Source organism: Micromonospora sp. M61 (genome assembly GCF_018070245.1).
Lineage (GTDB): Bacteria > Actinomycetota > Actinomycetes > Mycobacteriales > Micromonosporaceae > Micromonospora > Micromonospora zamorensis.
In genome coordinates this window covers 1-16627 of sequence record NZ_JAGPYA010000011.1, presented here as the reverse complement: position 1 = coordinate 16627, position 16627 = coordinate 1, and the positions used below count along the sequence as shown (strand labels likewise).

Below are 16627 nucleotides of genomic sequence, written 5' to 3'. Positions count from 1 at the left end.
GGGGGCGCCGGGGCCGGCCCATGTCCGGGGTTGCCCGGCGTGCGTCGTCGGGCCGGGGGTTTCCCGGCGTGCGTCGTCGGGCCGGGGGTTTCCCGGCCGTGTCATCGGGAAGTCGGCCCCGCCGGAACGCACCGCACGCGTCGAAGGGAGCCACCTGTGGCCGTGGCGAACGAGCTGCTACTGAACTCGGTCCGGGTACGACGACCCGCCTCGGCGGGCGCGCCCCTCTACTGCGATGCGCTGGAATACGGGCTGACCGGTGACGGCGCGACCAATGACCAGCCGGCGTTGGCCGCCCTCGTGGAACGTCTCGGCGCCGGTTACGCCTCGGACGGGCGGGCCCGCGTCATCTACTGCCCGCCGGGCATCTACTCGATCCGGGACGCGGGGACGGTGTGGCGCAGCGGTGTCTCCTTGATCGGGGCCGGCCCGGCGGCGACCCGGTTCATGCTCAGCAACGAGGGCAACCGGGCCGATCCGACGCCGCTGGCCTTCTGGACCACAGTGCAGCACGGCGCCGACCGGGACCGGCACATCGCCGACTGCACCTTCTCCGACTTCCAGATCGACGGCTCCGGGGTCGCGATGGCCGAGTACAGCTACCTGGCCAAGGGCCTCGGTATCCAGTACATGGTGCGGGGCGTGTTCCGCAACCTCTACATCCACCACACCGCCGCCACCGGGTTGGGCTGCGACTTCCTCCAGGACTCCCTGATCGACGGCGTGGTGGTGGTCGGCTGTGGTCGCCTCGACAACGGCGAGCAGATCGGCGGCGCCGGCATCGGGATCGGCATCGGCGGGTGGGGCCCGGTGGAGCGGCTGACCATCGCCAACTGCACCGCCCTGGCCAACGGCACCAACGGGATCTTCCTGGAGCTGCAGAAGGACTACTGGGAGCCGCCACGCGGCTACCGCATCATCGGCTGCCACAGTCAGGGCAACCGGTTCGGCATCTCCGACTGGGGCGCCGACGGTCTGATCGTCTCGGCCTGCACGATGACCGGCAACCTGGAGACCGGCTTCGACGTGTCGTCGCAGGGCACCTCGTCGGTGGCCGGCCGGGGCGGGCTGCTCACCGACTGCGTCATCGACGGCAACCTGCGCGACGGGGTCAGCATCGGCAACACCCCCGGCCCGTACACCGTCCGGGGCAACCGGATCAGCGGCAACGGCCAGCACGGCTATCACACGCGCAACCTCAGGCGCGGCTACCAGGGCGCGATCCGGGACGTGGTGATCGAGAGCAACGAGATCTGGGGCAACGGGTTGGACGCGGTCCGGGTCGACCACCAGATGACCGACGCGGTGGTGCTCAACAACCGGATCCGCAACAACGGGCGACAGTACGCCGAAGGCACCGGCGGGACGGGTGATGCCGTGCGCTACGGCGAGCGGTCCGTGGTGGACCGGTCGGCCAACTGGCCGCACGACGGGCACCGGGGCAAGATGCTGCGGGTCGGACGGTCCGTCGCCATGGTCGCCGGCAACACCGGCGACGAACTCACCCTCGCCCCGGTCCGCCCGGACGCGTTCAGCGCGTGGAGCGGCGACATCCCGCCACCGGGATGTGGATACGAACTGGCTGCCGCGCCGAAGCGGCGGGCCGGCATCACCATCGACGCCCCGTTCGACTCGGCCACCATCCGCGGCAACCGGATCTGGGACAACCACGACCACCAGACCCAGACGCACGGGCTGTGGATCACCGATCGGGGCAGTTGCGTGGGCAGCCGGGTCGAGGACAACGACCTCGCCGGCAACGCCGACGAGGGGATGCAGCTCGACACCCCGCCGGTGGGCGGACGCTGGCGGGACAACCACGTCGACAGCGACTGGACCTGAGCGACCACCCGGCGGCGGCGGTCAGCCGGGCAACGGCCCTCGACCGGCGGTCGGTGGTGGAACGAGGAGCGGCGGCGACCGGCTCCCGCCGGGGGCCGCCGCTGTCATCGTGAGGTGATCAGCCGGCCAGACCCGCCACCGGGTCCGGGTCCAGTACGACAGTGGCCGAGGCCGACTGCGGCGGCACACCCGGCTCGGTCGGCGCGTCGGTGTACTCGGCGACGAACACCGCGGTCAGGTTGTCCGCACCGCTGTGCCCACCGTCCACGAAGGTGGGAATCGTCCCGGAGCACCCGGTCGCCGTGGAGAGCGGGTGCCCGTGCTCGTCGTGCCCGAGCACGTAGGTGACCTTCACCCGGGAGCAGTCCACCGGCAGGTCGTCGGTGACCTTCACCTCGTACGCGACGGTCTGCCCGAACTGGAACGGCTGCCCGGCCACCGGGGCGACGAACTCGATGATCGGCGCGGTCGGCCCGACCACCAGCGGCAGGGTCGCCGAGGCGGAGCGCCCGGTGCGGTCGGTCACCTTCACCGTCGGGGTGTACGAGCCGTTCTCCTGGAACGTCCACGTCGGGTTGGGGTCGGTGCTGTCCACCGAGCCGTCCGCGTTGAAGTCCCACGCGTAGCTGAGCCTGTCACCGTCCGGGTCGGTGGTGCCGGCGCTGGAGAACGCGACGGTCAGCGGAGCCTGCCCGACCGTCGGGGTGCCACTGATCTTCGGGATCGGCGTCCGGTTGCCCCGGACGAAGTCGATCCGGGACAGCTGGGCGTCCGGGTTCTCGGCGAAGTAGCCGTCGCCGTACTCCAGCACGTAGAGCGCGCCGTCCGGGCCGAACTCCATGTCCATCGGGTTGTCCACGACCAGCGATGGCACCACCGGCCGGATGTCGGTGACGTCACCGTCCTCGTCGAGGCGGAACTCCTTGATGTAGTCGCGGGTCCACTCGTAGAACAGCGGCACCCCGTCGTAGTAGGCCGGCCAACGGGTACGCGACGTGCTGGTCCCGTCGTAGTCGTACGCCGGGCCGCCCATCGGGCCGATGCCGCCGGAACCCAGCTGCGGGAACTCCCCGGAGGCGGCGGAGGGATACCAGACCTCCGGCTGCTCCACCGGCGGCAGGATCCGCTTGCCCGTGTTGTGGGGTGAGTCGTTGACCGGGCGCTTGCAGTTGAACTTGGCGCCGGACTGACCGGTGGCGAAGTCGTAGTCGCGGTAGGCGATCGTCGGCGTGACGCAGTACGGCCAGCCGTAGTTCGCCGGCTTGTCGATCCGCATCCAGCGGCCGTGCCCGGCCGGCCCGCGCTCCGGGTTCGGGTTGGAGGCGTCGGGGGAGTAGTCGCCCAGGTACACGTCGTTGGTACGCCGGTCGACGGCGAACCGGAACGCGTTGCGCAGCCCCATCGCGTAGATCTCCGGGCGGGTCTTCGCCGTGCCCGGCTTGAACAGGTTGCCGGCCGGCACCGTGTAACCACCACCGGCCTTCACCTTGATACGCAGCAGCTTGCCGCGTAGGTCGTTGGTGTTGGCCGAGGTGCGCTGGGCGTCGTACGCCGGGTTACGGTCGGCCCGCTCGTCGATCGGGATGTAGCCGTCGGAGGCGAACGGGTTGGTGTCGTCACCGGTCGACAGGTACAGGTTGCCCAGGCTGTCGAAGTCGATCTGGCCGCCGACGTGGCAGCAGATGCCCCGGTCGGTGGGCACGTCGATGATCTGCTGCTCGCTGGCGAGGTTCAGCCTCATCCCGTCCAGCTTGAACCGGGACAGCCGCAGCGCGCCCTTGAACCGCTGCCAGTCCGCTTCCGTGCCGACCTCCGGCGCGTCCCCCTCGTTGACGTCGGGCGTCGCCGGGTCGTCCACCGGCGTGTTCATCGGCGGCGAGTAGTAGAGGTAGACCCACTTGTTCTGGGCGAAGTTCGGGTCGATGGCGACCCCCTGCAGCCCCTCCTCGTCGTGCTCGTACACGGGGATGTCGGCGGCGAGGGTGTTCAGCCCGGTGCGCGGGTCGTGGATGCGGACCTCGCCGGTGCGGGAGGTGTGCAGCACCCGCAGGTCGGGCAGGACGGCGAGGCTCATCGGCTCGCCCGGGAAGTCGTTCAGTGTCACTTTCTGGAAGCTGCTGTCCGGCGGTGCGGCCGGTGCGGCGGCCGCGGCTGACGGTGGTACGACCAGGCCGGTCGTCACCAGCAGCAGGGCGGACGCGAATGCGGTCCTGTTCATCAAGTGGTCCCCCGAGGTGCTTTCAGTACCGGAGTGAAGCGAGATAGTCGAAGCCGACCCGGGCGGTGTCCAGGGCGTCGGCGGGGGAGCGCGGCGGGGTGCCTGCGTCGTCGCGCTCCACGATGTACTCCTCGATGCCGGCCTCGCGCTCGTGGGCGAAGATCCGACCGAAGTCGATGAGGCCGTCACCGAGGTCGGCGAAACCGCCCTCGACGTCGAGGTCCTTGACGTGCACCTGACGGATCCGGCCGCGGTTGGCCCGGATCACGTCGACCGGGTCGTGCGCGCCCCGCCAGGTCCAGTAGAGGTCGAGCTCGAAGTGGACCAGTCGGGGATCGGTCTGCCCGGTGAGGATGTCGAACCCGGTCGAGCCGTCGGTCAACGGCACGAACTCCAGTTGGTGGTTGTGGTAGCCGAAGTCGAGCCCGGCACGTTCGGCCATCCGGCCGGCCTTGTTCAGGTCGCGCGCCAGGGCCCGGTAGACGTTGGGGTCCCGGATCGCCTGGCCGCTCGCGTCCCGACCGAAGTACGGGTGGACGATCTTCTTGCACCCCACGACGTTCGCGTCGGCGAGGGCTTGTTCCCAGGTGGCGGCGTCGAACGGCTGCGGGATGCCGGTGTGCCCGGAGGTGGCGCGCAGCCCGGCCTCGTCGAGAGCCGCCCGGAACTGCGCGGCGGTGCGTCCGACGAAACCGGCGTGCTCCACCCGCCGGTAGCCGATCCGGCGCAGCGCGTCCAGGGTGCCGGGCAGGTCGGCGGCGAGTTGATCGCGCAGCGTGTAGAGCTGGATACTGATCCGGTCCACCGGCACCCGGCGCCGTCCGTGGGACTGCGCGGCGGGCGCGGCGGCGGCCGGAGCGGCGAACATACCGGCAGCGCCGACGGCAGCGGCGGAAACGGTCGCGGCGCGCAGAACCGCACGGCGGCTGACCGGCTCGGACACCGCTGTCGGCTCCGGTTGGTTGATCTGTTGATCCATGGTGGTGGTCCCTTCCTGACGGCTGGCATGCCGTCTACGGCAGTCGACCCCGGCTGCCGTCGCCCGGACGCGCCGAACCGGCCGGAGGCTGGCTCCGGCTGGACGGTGAGGGACGGTGCTCGGGTGCGGCCCGGACCCCTCGGGGGCGGAACGCGGCGACCCGGCAGGGTGGCGGCGAGCTGATCGACGAATGGGCAACCCTCTATCTGGATCGTGACCCTACCCTTGCCTCCGGACGAAGGCAAAGCTTCGTCGTGATCGGCAGAAGTTTCGCTCCAACTGACAAAAGTCCGCCCCCGAGGTGCGCCGCCTGCCGCGACCTCCTACTTCCGCGCCGCGCCGCGCCGGGCCGCGTCGTTCGCGCCGGGTCGCGCCGGTCGCGCCGGGTCGCGCCGCGCCGCGCCTCGCCGCCCCAGGGCGTGATCCACTCGCGTTCATGGAAGTCGCGGTGTCCGGGACGTCCCGATACCCCGACTTCCATGAAACCGAGTCGATCATGACGGGTGCGACCCTCGCACGCCTCGTTCGCGCCACTTCCGCCCAGGCGGGCCCAGGCGGGCCCAGGCGGGCCCAGGCGGGACCGGGCCGGGCCAGGCGAGACGCCCTGATCCGGACAGCCGGTGTGGTGGTCGCTCAAGCAGAGCAAAGAGCGTGACACGGGTCGCTTGAACGCCTCATCCGCCAAGCGGAACATTGGCGGAAAATGCGTCGATAAATGCGCCTCCGATTATTTGCGAATGCCGTGGACGCCCCTGTCGAAGAAGCGAGAATGTGACAGAGGGAAGTCAAAAACGGGGGGACTGAACATGACGTCTAGGCGGCGATTGACGATGTTGGCGGTAACCATCGCAGCCGCACCACTCGTCCTGGGTGGGTGCACCGCCAACCGGGAGTCGGCGACCGGTTCGGCCAAGGGGCACGCCGCCCCGCCGGAGCTCGCCGTGACACCGGGGGACAAGACCCGCGACGTGCCGGTCAGCGCCGAAGTGGGCACCGTGGTCAAGGGCGGCCGGGTCACTGGCGTACGCCTCACCGACGACAAGGGCAAGCAGGTCAACGCCGAGCCGCGCGAGGATGGCTCGGGCTGGGTGCCGAGCGCGCCGCTGCAACCGCGACGGACCTACACCGCCGAGGTGACCGCCACCGGCGACTCCGGTGCCACCACCACTCGCACCACCACGTTCACCACGATGGCGAAATCCGCCAAACCGCAGATCACCAGCACTCTCTATTTCGTTGGCAATCGGACGTACGGCACGGCGATGCCGGTAACCGTCGCCTTCGACCCGGGAATTCCGAAAGAGGCCAGAGCGGATGTGCAGCGGCGGTTGTTCGTGAAAACGAATCCCCCGCAGCCGGGCACCTGGTCGTGGCTCGAGGACGGAAGTCAGGTCTATTACCGGGCACCCGATTTCTGGAAGCCGGGGACCACGATCAGCGTCCGGGCCGGCCTGGAGGGTCTGCCGATCGGGAAGGACCGGGTGGGCGACTCCGAGCGGACCGCGACCTCCAAGATCGGACGCCAGGTCTCACTGGAGATCGACAACGCCACCAAGCAGATGACGGTGATGCGCGACGGCAAGCAGGTCCGCCGGATCCCGGTCAGCCTGGGTAAGCCGAGCACCCCGAGTTCCAGCGGCAAGATGGTGATCATGGAGAAGCACCAACGGACCACCTTCGACACCCGGGGTGAGCCCAACGGTGGTTACGTGGTCGACGTCGACGACGCGCAGCGCTACACCTGGGGTGGCGAGTTCATCCACTCCGCCCCGTGGTCGGAGGGGGACCAGGGCAACACCAACGTCTCGCACGGCTGCGCCAACGTGTCCGCCACCGCGGCGGACTGGTTGATGGGGGTGACCCAGGTCGGTGACCTGGTCACCGTCAAGGGCACCGAGGTGGAGTTGCAGCCCGGCAACGGCTGGACCGCGTGGAACGTGAGCTGGGACGAGTTCGTCCGGGGCAGCGCCCTGCCGGTGCCGCCCGGGCTCAAGCCCGCGCCGGTCGCCCCGGCGCACCCGGGAGCGGTGGCCGGCGGGTCGCCCGCCCCGGCACCCTCGGTCAGCGGTCGCTGAGCCACCGCCGCCAGCCTTCGGGGCCGGCCCGCCACCTGGCGGACCGGCCCCGTCGTCGCCTTGACGTCGTCGAGGCAAGGGCCGCACCGCCAATGGGCGTGGGAGCGATCACCCCAGGGGTACGCGGGCCACCCCGGTCCCGATCAGGCTGCCCAGCCACAGGTGGTCGCCGTGCTGGCGTACCCCGGTGATCATCCGGTAGTGCCCGTTCGGACCGTGCAGCGTCCGGCGGACCCCGCCGTCGCCGTCGACCAGCGCGACCAGCCCGTAGCGGCGTGGCTGTGGCTGCATCGCGTCGGGCAGCAGCGCGGCGATCTGGCGCAGTCGCGGGTGCGGCAGCAACCGTTCGGCGATCGGCACCCGTGGGCTGGGCAGCGCGATCCAGTACGTCCCGTCGCCCACCGCGGCGAGATTGTCCGGGTACGCGGGCAGGTCGGCCAGAACCCGCACACCGCCGCCCAACTCCACGCGCAGCAGACGGTGGGTGCTGGTCTCGACCAGCATCAGGGCCGACTCGTCCGGGGTCAGCGCGATCCCGTTGGGGAAGTACAACCCGTCGGCCACCACCTCGGTGCGACCGCTGCCCGGGTGGTAGGCCAGCACCCGGCCGTTGGGGCGGTGCTCCAGCAGGTCCCGTTTCCAGTGCGACACCGGAAACCGGTCGGAGCTGTCGGTGAAGTAGATGGTGCCGTCGCGGCCCACCGTCGCGTTGTTGGCCAGGTGCACCGGAGGTGTCGTCCCGGTCAGTTCGCGTACCGTGCCGTCGGGCGTGACCCGCAGCAACCCCCGGTACGCGTCGCAGACCACCAGGGCCTCACCGGACGGGTCCAGCTCGATGCCGAGCGGTCGACCACCGGTCTCGGCCAGCAGCCGGGGTCGGGTGCCGGCCGGCGCGTCGACCGGCCACCACCAGAGTCGACCCTCCTCGTCGCCGCTGATCACCCGCCCGGTGCGGTCGATGAGCACGTCCTCGGGCCCGACGGCGCCGTCGGGGAGGGGCAGCACCTCGGCCTGGTCGAGCCGGCGGTCGGTGGGAGCCCACGCCCCGGTCAGTGCCGGAGGGACGGTTGCCGGCTCGCGGACGGGACGGATCAGCCGGGGCGGCCGGGGCCGGGGGATCAGCATCCGCCTATTCTCCACCGCCGCTGTCGGCCGTCCCCGTTTCGCCGCTCGCGCGGCGTGCCGACGGTCGCCCCCCGGCTCCACCCTGAGGGGGATGGGCAGCACCTCGGGGTATGACCCTGGGCGTACCCGGAATCACTCCGCGGAGGGGCGAAACTGTCGGGGGTGGGGGCTAGATTTCAGGGCATGGAAGAGCACAGCGACCGGCTCGACGTGCAGGTCAGCGTGGGTGACCAGATGGTCCTCATGCGGGTGGCCGGCGAGGTCGACATCGCCACGGTCGCCGCGTTCCGTTCCGCGCTGTGGTCCGCGCCGCCTCGTCCGGTGCTCCAGCTTGATTTGTCCGAGCTGCGGCTGCTCTCCGCCGCCGGCATCCGCACTCTGCTCGCCGCGCATCTGCGCGTGCGGGCTCGCGGCGGCGAGCTGGTCCTGGTCGACCCGAGCCCGGTGGTGGCGCGGGTGCTGCGCGCAACCGGTCTGCACCGCGTGATGCCGATCCTGGAGCCGGCCCGGGTGGTCGAGGCGGCGCGCCGCCCGCTTCCCGCGACCGCGCACCTGCAGCTGGTCGCCTGACCCGAGGCGCGCCGCGAGGGCCGCCGGCGTGAGCCGGCGACCCCCGGACAATCGGTCAGCGCACGCCGAGCATGTCGACGATGAAGATCAGCGTCTCGCCCGGCGCGATGACGCCGGCCGCGCCCCGGTCGCCGTACCCGAGGTGCGGCGGGATGGTCAGGCGGCGGCGGCCGCCGACACGCATGCCCACGACGCCCCGGTCCCAACCTGCGATGACCTGACCGCCGCCGAGCGGAAACTCGAACGCCTCACCCCGGTTCCACGACGAGTCGAACTCGCCGCCGGTGGAGTGCGACACCCCGACGTAGTGCACGCTGACCAGCTGGCCTGCCTCGGCCTGCGGGCCGTCGCCCACGGTGATGTCCTCGATCACGAGGTCGGCCGGCGGTGCACCCTCGATCGGACCCACCTCGGGCTTGCCCGATCGGGCGCCTGCTGCCTGGTTCATGCGGGGATCTCCTGCCGTGTTGGGTGATGTGTCCGGTCACCGTCGATCCTGCCGGATCGCCCCTCACCGATGTGCGGCGGACCCGCCACCTGCTCGATCGCCCACCGCGCCGCGCCGCCGGTGGCAGGGCCGACGGCCACGACGAACCCCTCGACGGTACGACCAGAGGCGCCGGACTTCGACCGACCACCGACGTAGGGCCGGCTGTTCGCCTAGGCTCGGGAGCGGCCGGCCGGCGGGGTGCGGGCGGTGCACCGTGGTCGATGCGGAGGGCGTCGGTGGCTGAGGCGACGGTCACGGTCCCGCTGTGGGCCTGGGCGGCGGTCAGCGCGGTGATCGCGGTGATGCTCGCCGTGGACGTGCTCCTGCACCGGGACAACCACGTCATCGAGCTGCGCGAGGCGATCCTGTGGAGCGCCGTCTGGATCGGTGCGGGTCTGCTGTTCGGGTTGGTCGTGTGGTGGGGCCTCGGCGGCGACCCGGCCATCGCCTACTTCTCCGGTTACCTGTTGGAGAAGGCGCTCTCGGTGGACAACGTCTTCGTCTTCGCCCTGCTCTTCGGCTACTTCCAGGTGCCGCCCGGCTACCAGCACAAGGTGCTGTTCTGGGGCGTCGTGGGGGCGCTTCTCTTCCGTCTGCTGTTCATCTTCGCGGGCGCCGAGCTGCTGGACCGGCTCGCCTGGGCCGGGTTCGTGCTGGGCGCCTTCCTGATCTGGACCGGTTGGCGGCTGGCCGTACGCGGAAAGCCGGACGTCGACCCGGACCGCAACGTCGTGGTCCGGTTGTTCCGTCGGCTGGTGCCCACCGACGCCCGCTACCACGGCGACCGGTTCACCGCCCGGGTCGCCGGCCGGCGGGTGGCGACGCTGCTGCTGGTGGCCCTCGTCGCGATCGAGGCCACCGACGTGGTGTTCGCCATCGACTCGGTGGCGGCGATCCTCGCCATCACCACCAACACGTTCCTGGTCTGGACGGCCACCGCGTTCGCCGTCCTGGGTCTGCGCAGCCTCTACTTCTGCCTCGCCGGCCTGCTGCGACACTTCGGCTACCTGCGGTACGGGCTCGCGCTGCTGCTGGCCTTCGCGGGGCTGAAGCTCATCCTCGCCGAGACGCCGGTGGGCAAACTGCCGGTCTGGTTGACCCTCGCGGTGGTGGTGCTGACCCTGGCGGTCTCCATCGGCGCCAGCATCCCAGCCGCGCGGCGTCCCGGAAACGGCCGCTGAGGCGCCAGGCCGCCGGAGCCGGCGGTTGAGCCGCCGGCCGCGTCGGGTCAGCCGACCATGACCGGGCGGGTCAGCTGCTCGGCCAGCAGGGCGGGCGCCTCGGCCAGCGAGGGGCCGTACCAGGTGAGGTGCCGACCGGAGAGCAGCGCGCACGGTACGCCGGGGAACGCCTCGGGCCCGTCGTCGGCCGTGAACCGGTACGGCTCGTCGGGCAGCACCACCAGCTCAGGCTCCCGCTCGCGCAGCTCGGCAAGCGTGGGACGGGGATAGCGCTCGGGATGCTCGTCGTAGGTGTTGACCACACCGAGCCGACGCAGCACGTCACCGGCGAACGTGTCGCCGCCGAGCACCACCCACGGCCGACGCCACACCGGCACCACCGCCCGGCGGGGCGGGGCCAGCCGGGGCGGCTCGGCCCACGCCCGCCGGGCGTCGCGCAGCCAGGCCGGCTCGGTCGGCGCCCCCAGCTCGGCGAGCAGCTCGCCCAGCTCGGTCAGAGCGCCCGCGACCGTACGCGGATAGGTGACCCGCACCGGCACGCCGGCCGCCCGCAGCGCTTCCGCGTCGTCGCGGCGGTTCTCCTCCACGTTCAGCAGCACCAGATCCGGCCGCAGGGCGCGCACCCGGTCCAGGTCCGGGTACTTGCTGCCGCCGACCCGGGCGACGTCGAGCCCGGCCGGGTGGCTGCACCAGTCCGTGGCCCCGACCAGAACTCCCGGCACTGTCACCGCCACCGCCTCGGTCAGTGACGGCACCAACGACACCACCCGCACCCGCGCACCTCCGTCCGCCACCGGTCCCGGCACCGATCATGCCCGTCGTGGCAACCCCGGTCCGGGCCGGCGGGGCTCGATGCGGGCGGTCACGTCGAGGTGCGCGGGTGTGCAGCCAGCGGTCGTCGCGAACCGGCGGACCGCGGCGTCGACGTGCTCGCGTACGGCGTCGGCCCGGGCGTCGGCCGCCATATCCACCCGGATCCACACGTCGGGACGTCCCGGTGTGCCGGTGAGCACCACCCGGGCCCGGCGCACCCCGGGGTCGCCGGTCAGGTCGCGCTCCAGTGCGTCGACGAGCACGTCGGTAGCCAGGCGGGTGCGTCCCGGGTGGCGTCCGGGGTGGCTCAGCATGCCGTGCAGTGCCTGGCGGGGCCGACGTAGCTCACGGCCCAACAGGCGCTGCCCGGTGAGGGCGGTCAGCGCTCCGGCGACCGCCGCGGCCACTGTGCTCCACGGCGCGGCTACTCGCCACGCGTCCAGCAACCCCGCCCCGAGCAGCGGCGCACCCGGGTCGCTGCCGGGCAGCGCGCCGAGGCTGGCCCCCAGCGCTGTCGCTCCGAGCGCCACCAGCAGCAGCGCGACGACGGTCCACAGCAGCCGGTGTGCGGCGTCCGTCATGCCGGCCGCCGGCGGGGCAGCAGCCGGATCTCGATCCGACCGACACGATGCGAGGCGAGCTGCCGCAGCTCCTGGCTCACCGCGAACTCGACCTCCGAACGGGCCGCCGGGTCGCCGGTGGCTCGCACCCGGGGGCGCCACTGGTCACCGTCCCGCCGGATGCGCACCCGTGCTTGGTGTACACCCGGCACGGTCGCGGCCGCCTCGGTCAACCGGCGTTCCAGGCACCGCCGCCGCAGGTGCCAGCCGTCCCGCTCGTCGATCCGCAGCCGGGCCGGTGTCCAGCGTCGCAGCTGGGCGGCCAGGATCACCAGGCCCAGCAGTACGGCCCCGCCGGCCACGGCGCGAACCTCCGGGTCGTGCCAACGGGTGCTGGTCAGCGCGTCGTACCAGCCGGTGCGCGCGAGCAGCGACGCCGGGCGACCCAGCGTGACCAGCAGCGCCTGTACGGCCAGCAGCACACCACCGGCGAGCAGGGCGACGGCCAGCAGCACCGTGGCGGCCCGGTTGATCGTCGGCATGTCGGCCTCCGGCCGCCGGACGGGCCGCCCTGCCTCAGCGCTGTCCACCCCGGGGACGAGCAGGTCGTCCACAGTGATGGTCACCGCGGTGACGCCGACGCCGGTTCCGGCGGCCACCCGCTCGGAGACCGCCACCCGGACCGCCTCGGCCACGGCGGGCACGCTGTGCCCGTACGAGGTGACCAGGTGCAGGTCGAGCCCCACGGACCCGCCGCCCAGACGCACGGCGGTCGGGTGGGCGCCGGTCACGCCGGACACCCGGCGGGCCGCTTCGACCGCGATCCGTGCGACGTCCGCCGCCGTGACGGTGCCCGGCTCACCGCGGTCCGGCCCGGCACGACGTCGACTGGTCGGATACCGGCCCGCGTCGGCAGGCGTGGTGGGGCTGCTGGTCCGGATGACGCGTGTGGTCCCTGTGGTGCCGACGGTCGGGCGGATGGCGACGGGCCGCGAAGGAAGCCGGTGGTGTCGGCCCGCGCGATCAGCGCGAGGGCGCCGGCGGATGGTCGGGTCACCGGCCAGTCGGGGCCGGCGGACGCGACGCGGGTCATCCTGACGCTGGCCAGCGGCCAGACCGCTCCCGGCGGGGGTGCCGAGCTGTTGTCGCGACATGCTGACCTCCCGGCCGGTCCGCTACCGGCGACCCGGCTGAATACACCCGCCGCGCACCCGTGGAACACGACTTCGACGTGACCTGCGTCACACGTTCGCCTCGAGCGCTGGCACCGGTTGTTGGTTCTTGACACGCTTCTACAACGTTGTAATCCACGCTTCGACCCCCAGGAGCCCCCGATGCGCGTCTCCCCGGCCCCACCAGCGGCGTCGCCCGCCCACCCCACGTCCGTCGCCCCGGACGAGGTGCCGGTCGAGGCGCTCGGCGACCTCTACCGCGACGGCATCACGGCCTGCCGGGGCGCCTTCGACGTGGCGTGGGTGGACCAGGTCGGCGAGGATGTCGCCGCCGCGTTCGACGAGGCGCGCTCCCGGCCCGACGGTGCCGTCGGACGAGGCCCGCAGCGCTGGTACGTGGAGATCCATCCGGAGCAGCTGCGGGGCTTCGTCGACCTGGTCACCCAGCCCTGGGTGGTGTCGGTCTGCCAGGCGGTCCTGGGCCCGGAGTACGAGATCGTCGAGCTGGGCTTCGACATTCCCTTCCCCGGCGCTGCCATGCAACCGTGGCACCGGGACTTCCCGATGCCGGAGGAGACCCGCAGGCAGCGGCGCCTCACCTCGTTGGCGTTCAATCTGACCACCGTCGACACGGTGGAGGAGATGGGGCCGTTCGAGATCGCCCCGGGCACCCAGTGGGACCACGGCGCCGACTTCGACCACGAGATGTTCCCGCCACGGGAGCGCTACCCGCGCTACCAGCAGCGGGCGGTGCGCAAGTACCCGCAGCGCGGGGACATCTCGGCCCGCTCGGCGCTGACCATCCACCGCGGCACCCCGAACGTCTCCCGGTCGGCCCGCCCCGTGCTGGTGCTCGGCGTCGACGCCCCGGGAGCGGGAAACGCCGCCCACCACGACATGGCCGTCACCCGCGGCTACTGGGAGAGCCTGCCGCCGTTGGTCCGGGAGCACCTGCCCTGCCCGGTCGTGGACCGGCTGGAGCCGATCCGGCAGAAGCACACCATCGAGGGCCTGGTGATGGGCGCCGCCGAGTAACGGTCGGCCGGGTACGCCGGACCGGCCGCACCGCCGAGGTGTAGGTCATGATCGACCACCTAGACTCGGCCCGGCTCGACCGACCGGCGGATGGATCAGGCAGATGACGAGCATCGGCAGCGACGACCGCGGCTGGCTGCGGGCGGTGCCCGCCGAGTATGGGCGCGACCCGCTGCTCACCCGCGCGGGCCACCGGGTCTACCCGGGGCGCCGGCTCAGTGACCTGGTCCAGGGCCGCCCGCCCGGTGTCACCGGCAGCCAGTGGAGTTCGGCCAGCCGCGCCCGCTTCGACTTCGTGGTCTACGCGGCCGACACCGGCCGGGCGATCGTCGCCGTGGAGATCGGCCCCGTCGCGCCCGCCGGCTCTGCCGAGCAGCGCGTCGAGCGGCTGAAGGACGCGGTGAGCGCCGCCGTCGGCCTGCCGGTGCTGCGGATCGGGTCGCCGACGTTGCGGGCGGCCGAGCATGGCCGCCGCCTGGTGGAGTACGTGATCGACGCGCGCGCCTACGCCGCGGGAGGCGCCGGCGTGACCGCTGCCGGGGACGACCCGGCCCCGGTGGGTTTCCGGGACATCCTCGGTCGGCTGCCCGACGGCCGTACCGGACCGGTCAACGACCTCGGCGCGCTGACCCGGGCGGCGGCCGTCGAGGCGTACGTGGCCGGGCGGGTGGCCGACCCGATCGTGCGAGGGCTGCACGTGCGCTGGGTGCACGGGCCGGCGCAGGGGTGGAGTTGGGTGCAGGTCCGCCCCGACGCGTGCCTCGTCGAGCGGGTCTCGGTGACCGAGCACCGCTTCTCCTGCGGCATCGACGCGGCCCGGTTGGCCGAGGACCTCGCCACGGTCGCCGTCGGGGAACGGCTGCGGGAGAACGTCGCCTCGGACCTGGTGCCGCGCGACGAGTTGACCGCGCAGATCGTCGCGCTGAGCGGGCGCCGCCACGAACTGGTGGGCGGGTTCGCCTTCGACCACCTCTGCGCCGACTGATCGGCACCCGTTCCACCTGCTGATTTTCCGCTCCGCGCCGGCTCGATGCCGGGTCGTGGCAATTTCCTGTGCGCCGGTTGAACCTTCCCCGTCGCCCACCCGTACTCCTGCGCGAATGAACAGGATCTCCCATCCGCGTCGTCGGGACCCGGGGGACGGTGTGGAAAGGGCATCGTCGGCCATCGACGCATTACCGGGTAGGTCACGGTGCTCGCCGCCGTGGCGTGCCATCTGACATCCGTCGGTCCGCCGAGGCCAGGAATCCACTACCGGATCGAGAAGGAGAACAATTCGATGCGCAGGTCCACACGGGCGGGCCGGTCATCCGGCAACGCGCGGAGCAAGCGTCTGCTGGCCGTTGTCGGCACGCTCGCGGTCTTCGGCGGAGTCGTCGCCGTGACCCAGATTTCGTCGGCCCAGGACCGGCGGACAAATAAGCCGCGCCCGGCTGCTGGGCAGTGCGTGGAACCGAGCCCTGGCGCGACCGCGCCGACGGGCGGCGGTTCGACCAGCCGCACCTGGCAGAACGGTCGGTGGGTGCGTAATCACTGGGGTGACGGACAGCAGTCGGTCCCCGAGTGTGAGGACGGTAAGGACGGCACGGTGGGCACCGGCACAGCCATTGCCTGCCCGGACGTGACGGCCAAACTGCCGCAGGTGCCGGACCGGGCGCGGGCCGAGGTGGACCGCAACCTCGCCCAGTTGCAGGCCCAGATCGCCGAGGCGGACCGCCGGTTGGCCGCCGAGGGCAACAAGGGTGAGGCGTTCATCCGTAGCGCGATCCTCCAACCGCTGGCCGGCAAGCGGCGCGCGGTGCTGGACCGGATCACGACGGCCATCGACCGGGTCGGTCCCCGGCCGCAGGGTCTCGCGCAGCTCGCCGAGTGCCAGGTGCAGCCGACCAACAACTCCGGCGGCAACAACGGTGGCGGCACCCCCACCACCACCCCCACCACCACTCCCGGTGGCAACAACGGCGGGAACAACGGTGGCACCGCCCCCGGCGCCGGGCTCGGCGTGCTGGCCAACGACTGTGACGAGAGCCAGCTCGAGCCGCACAACGGTTTCCAGAACGGCAACCGCTGCGTGAGCACCGAGTTCGGTGAGGTCGGCGCCGCCGCGAACAACCCGTCACTGCTGATCACCCAGTTCCCCCAGCAGGTCGGCCAGAACCAGGCCTTCACCCTGCGGGTCAGCACCCGCAACCTGGTCCGGGACCGCTTCCTCGCCGCCGGTCAGGGTGGTTACTACGTGGAGAGCTCGCTGCTCAACGCCCAGGGCCTGGTCCGGGGCCACTTCCACACCGCATGCCGGATGCTGGACAGCCTGACCGCTCCGCCGGAGCCGCAGGAGGTGCCCGCGTTCTTCGTCGCGACCGAGGACGGCCGCGGTGGCGCCCAGCCTGACGAGGTGACCATCCAGATCCCGGGCCTGCCGGAGTCGGGTACGGCACAGTGCTCCGTCTGGGCCGGCGACGGTTCGCACCGCCTGCCGATGATGGAGCGGGCCAACCAGACGCCCGCGTTCGACTCGGTGCGGATCACCGTCAACTGATCCAGCGTGACCGGCGGCGGGGGGGGGG

The 16627-nt window shown here is 72.0% G+C and carries 14 protein-coding genes; 7 read left to right on the top strand and 7 right to left on the bottom strand.

Annotated elements, in window-relative coordinates; translation table 11 throughout:
• Positions 1–162 precede the first annotated feature (162 nt).
• On the top strand, positions 163–1842 hold the full coding sequence (locus tag KBX34_RS08515) for a right-handed parallel beta-helix repeat-containing protein (protein WP_231927402.1): 1680 nt from the start codon (positions 163–165) through the stop codon (positions 1840–1842).
• A gap of 118 nt (positions 1843–1960) precedes the next feature.
• Here KBX34_RS08515 and KBX34_RS08510 read toward each other — a convergent pair whose 3' ends face one another.
• Both KBX34_RS08510 and KBX34_RS08505 read right to left on the bottom strand, forming a co-directional pair.
• Entirely contained in the window at positions 1961–4060 is a 2100-nt protein-coding gene (locus tag KBX34_RS08510) for a PQQ-dependent sugar dehydrogenase (protein ID WP_210924291.1), read from the bottom strand.
• Between the two features lie 22 nt (positions 4061–4082).
• The gene (locus tag KBX34_RS08505; protein WP_088948319.1) at positions 4083–5039 is read right to left on the bottom strand and encodes a sugar phosphate isomerase/epimerase; all 957 of its coding nucleotides are present in this window, start codon (positions 5037–5039) and stop codon (positions 4083–4085) included.
• Positions 5040–5845: 806 nt separating this feature from the next.
• Here KBX34_RS08505 and KBX34_RS08500 point away from each other — a divergent pair.
• A complete protein-coding gene (locus KBX34_RS08500) occupies positions 5846–7114 on the top strand; it encodes an Ig-like domain-containing protein (RefSeq protein ID WP_210789442.1) in 1269 nt (422 codons plus the stop codon).
• A gap of 108 nt (positions 7115–7222) precedes the next feature.
• Here the strand turns inward: KBX34_RS08500 and KBX34_RS08495 are convergent, their stop codons facing one another.
• Positions 7223–8239, bottom strand: coding sequence for an SMP-30/gluconolactonase/LRE family protein (locus KBX34_RS08495; protein WP_210924289.1), 1017 nt, complete (start codon positions 8237–8239; stop codon positions 7223–7225).
• Positions 8240–8422: 183 nt separating this feature from the next.
• Here KBX34_RS08495 and KBX34_RS08490 point away from each other — a divergent pair, with 183 nt between their 5' ends.
• Positions 8423–8809 (top strand): STAS domain-containing protein, encoded by a 387-nt coding sequence (locus KBX34_RS08490; RefSeq protein ID WP_210924288.1) that lies wholly within the window; start codon positions 8423–8425, stop codon positions 8807–8809.
• Between the two features lie 55 nt (positions 8810–8864).
• On the opposite strand, the gene KBX34_RS08485 is transcribed toward KBX34_RS08490, so the two are convergent.
• Positions 8865–9257 carry an FKBP-type peptidyl-prolyl cis-trans isomerase gene (locus KBX34_RS08485; RefSeq protein ID WP_210924287.1) on the bottom strand — a complete coding sequence of 131 codons (393 nt, stop codon included), beginning with the start codon at positions 9255–9257 and terminating at the stop codon, positions 8865–8867.
• Positions 9258–9520: 263 nt separating this feature from the next.
• Here KBX34_RS08485 and KBX34_RS08480 point away from each other — a divergent pair, with 263 nt between their 5' ends.
• Positions 9521–10480, top strand: coding sequence for a TerC family protein (locus KBX34_RS08480; RefSeq protein ID WP_088948314.1), 960 nt, complete (start codon positions 9521–9523; stop codon positions 10478–10480).
• A 47-nt stretch (positions 10481–10527) separates the two neighbouring features.
• Here KBX34_RS08480 and KBX34_RS08475 read toward each other — a convergent pair whose 3' ends face one another.
• The 3 genes from KBX34_RS08475 to KBX34_RS08465 are packed head-to-tail and all read right to left on the bottom strand — an operon-like array spanning position 10528 to position 13007.
• Positions 10528–11253 carry a helical backbone metal receptor gene (locus KBX34_RS08475; protein WP_210924286.1) on the bottom strand — a complete coding sequence of 242 codons (726 nt, stop codon included), beginning with the start codon at positions 11251–11253 and terminating at the stop codon, positions 10528–10530.
• Positions 11254–11289: 36 nt separating this feature from the next.
• Positions 11290–11874 carry a hypothetical protein gene (locus KBX34_RS08470; protein WP_210924285.1) on the bottom strand — a complete coding sequence of 195 codons (585 nt, stop codon included), beginning with the start codon at positions 11872–11874 and terminating at the stop codon, positions 11290–11292.
• The gene (locus tag KBX34_RS08465) at positions 11871–13007 is read right to left on the bottom strand and encodes an Asp23/Gls24 family envelope stress response protein (RefSeq protein ID WP_210924284.1); all 1137 of its coding nucleotides are present in this window, start codon (positions 13005–13007) and stop codon (positions 11871–11873) included. Before KBX34_RS08465 ends, KBX34_RS08470 begins: the two co-directional genes overlap by 4 nt.
• Before the next feature lie 180 nt (positions 13008–13187).
• Between KBX34_RS08465 and KBX34_RS08460 the strand changes: the two genes are divergently transcribed.
• The 3 genes from KBX34_RS08460 to KBX34_RS08450 all read left to right on the top strand — a co-directional run bounded on the left by KBX34_RS08460 (position 13188) and on the right by KBX34_RS08450 (position 16599).
• A complete protein-coding gene (locus KBX34_RS08460; protein ID WP_210789419.1) occupies positions 13188–14060 on the top strand; it encodes a phytanoyl-CoA dioxygenase family protein in 873 nt (290 codons plus the stop codon).
• Positions 14061–14163: 103 nt separating this feature from the next.
• Positions 14164–15045: a DUF2726 domain-containing protein gene (locus KBX34_RS08455; protein ID WP_210924283.1), complete on the top strand. Its 882-nt coding sequence runs from the start codon at positions 14164–14166 to the stop codon at positions 15043–15045.
• A 294-nt stretch (positions 15046–15339) separates the two neighbouring features.
• Positions 15340–16599 carry a hypothetical protein gene (locus tag KBX34_RS08450; protein WP_210924282.1) on the top strand — a complete coding sequence of 420 codons (1260 nt, stop codon included), beginning with the start codon at positions 15340–15342 and terminating at the stop codon, positions 16597–16599.
• Positions 16600–16627 lie beyond the last annotated feature (28 nt).

Coding starts and splice junctions, on each gene's coding strand:
- KBX34_RS08500 (WP_210789442.1), top strand. CDS start 5,846: ATGACGTCTAGGCGGCGATTGACGATGTTGGCGGTAACCATCGCAGCC.
- KBX34_RS08450 (WP_210924282.1), top strand. CDS start 15,340: ATGCGCAGGTCCACACGGGCGGGCCGGTCATCCGGCAACGCGCGGAGC.
- KBX34_RS08510 (WP_210924291.1), bottom strand. CDS start 4,060: ATGAACAGGACCGCATTCGCGTCCGCCCTGCTGCTGGTGACGACCGGC.
- KBX34_RS08455 (WP_210924283.1), top strand. CDS start 14,164: ATGACGAGCATCGGCAGCGACGACCGCGGCTGGCTGCGGGCGGTGCCC.
- KBX34_RS08460 (WP_210789419.1), top strand. CDS start 13,188: ATGCGCGTCTCCCCGGCCCCACCAGCGGCGTCGCCCGCCCACCCCACG.
- KBX34_RS08485 (WP_210924287.1), bottom strand. CDS start 9,257: ATGAACCAGGCAGCAGGCGCCCGATCGGGCAAGCCCGAGGTGGGTCCG.
- KBX34_RS08470 (WP_210924285.1), bottom strand. CDS start 11,874: ATGACGGACGCCGCACACCGGCTGCTGTGGACCGTCGTCGCGCTGCTG.
- KBX34_RS08490 (WP_210924288.1), top strand. CDS start 8,423: ATGGAAGAGCACAGCGACCGGCTCGACGTGCAGGTCAGCGTGGGTGAC.
- KBX34_RS08465 (WP_210924284.1), bottom strand. CDS start 13,007: ATGTCGCGACAACAGCTCGGCACCCCCGCCGGGAGCGGTCTGGCCGCT.
- KBX34_RS08480 (WP_088948314.1), top strand. CDS start 9,521: ATGCGGAGGGCGTCGGTGGCTGAGGCGACGGTCACGGTCCCGCTGTGG.
- KBX34_RS08505 (WP_088948319.1), bottom strand. CDS start 5,039: ATGGATCAACAGATCAACCAACCGGAGCCGACAGCGGTGTCCGAGCCG.
- KBX34_RS08495 (WP_210924289.1), bottom strand. CDS start 8,239: ATGCTGATCCCCCGGCCCCGGCCGCCCCGGCTGATCCGTCCCGTCCGC.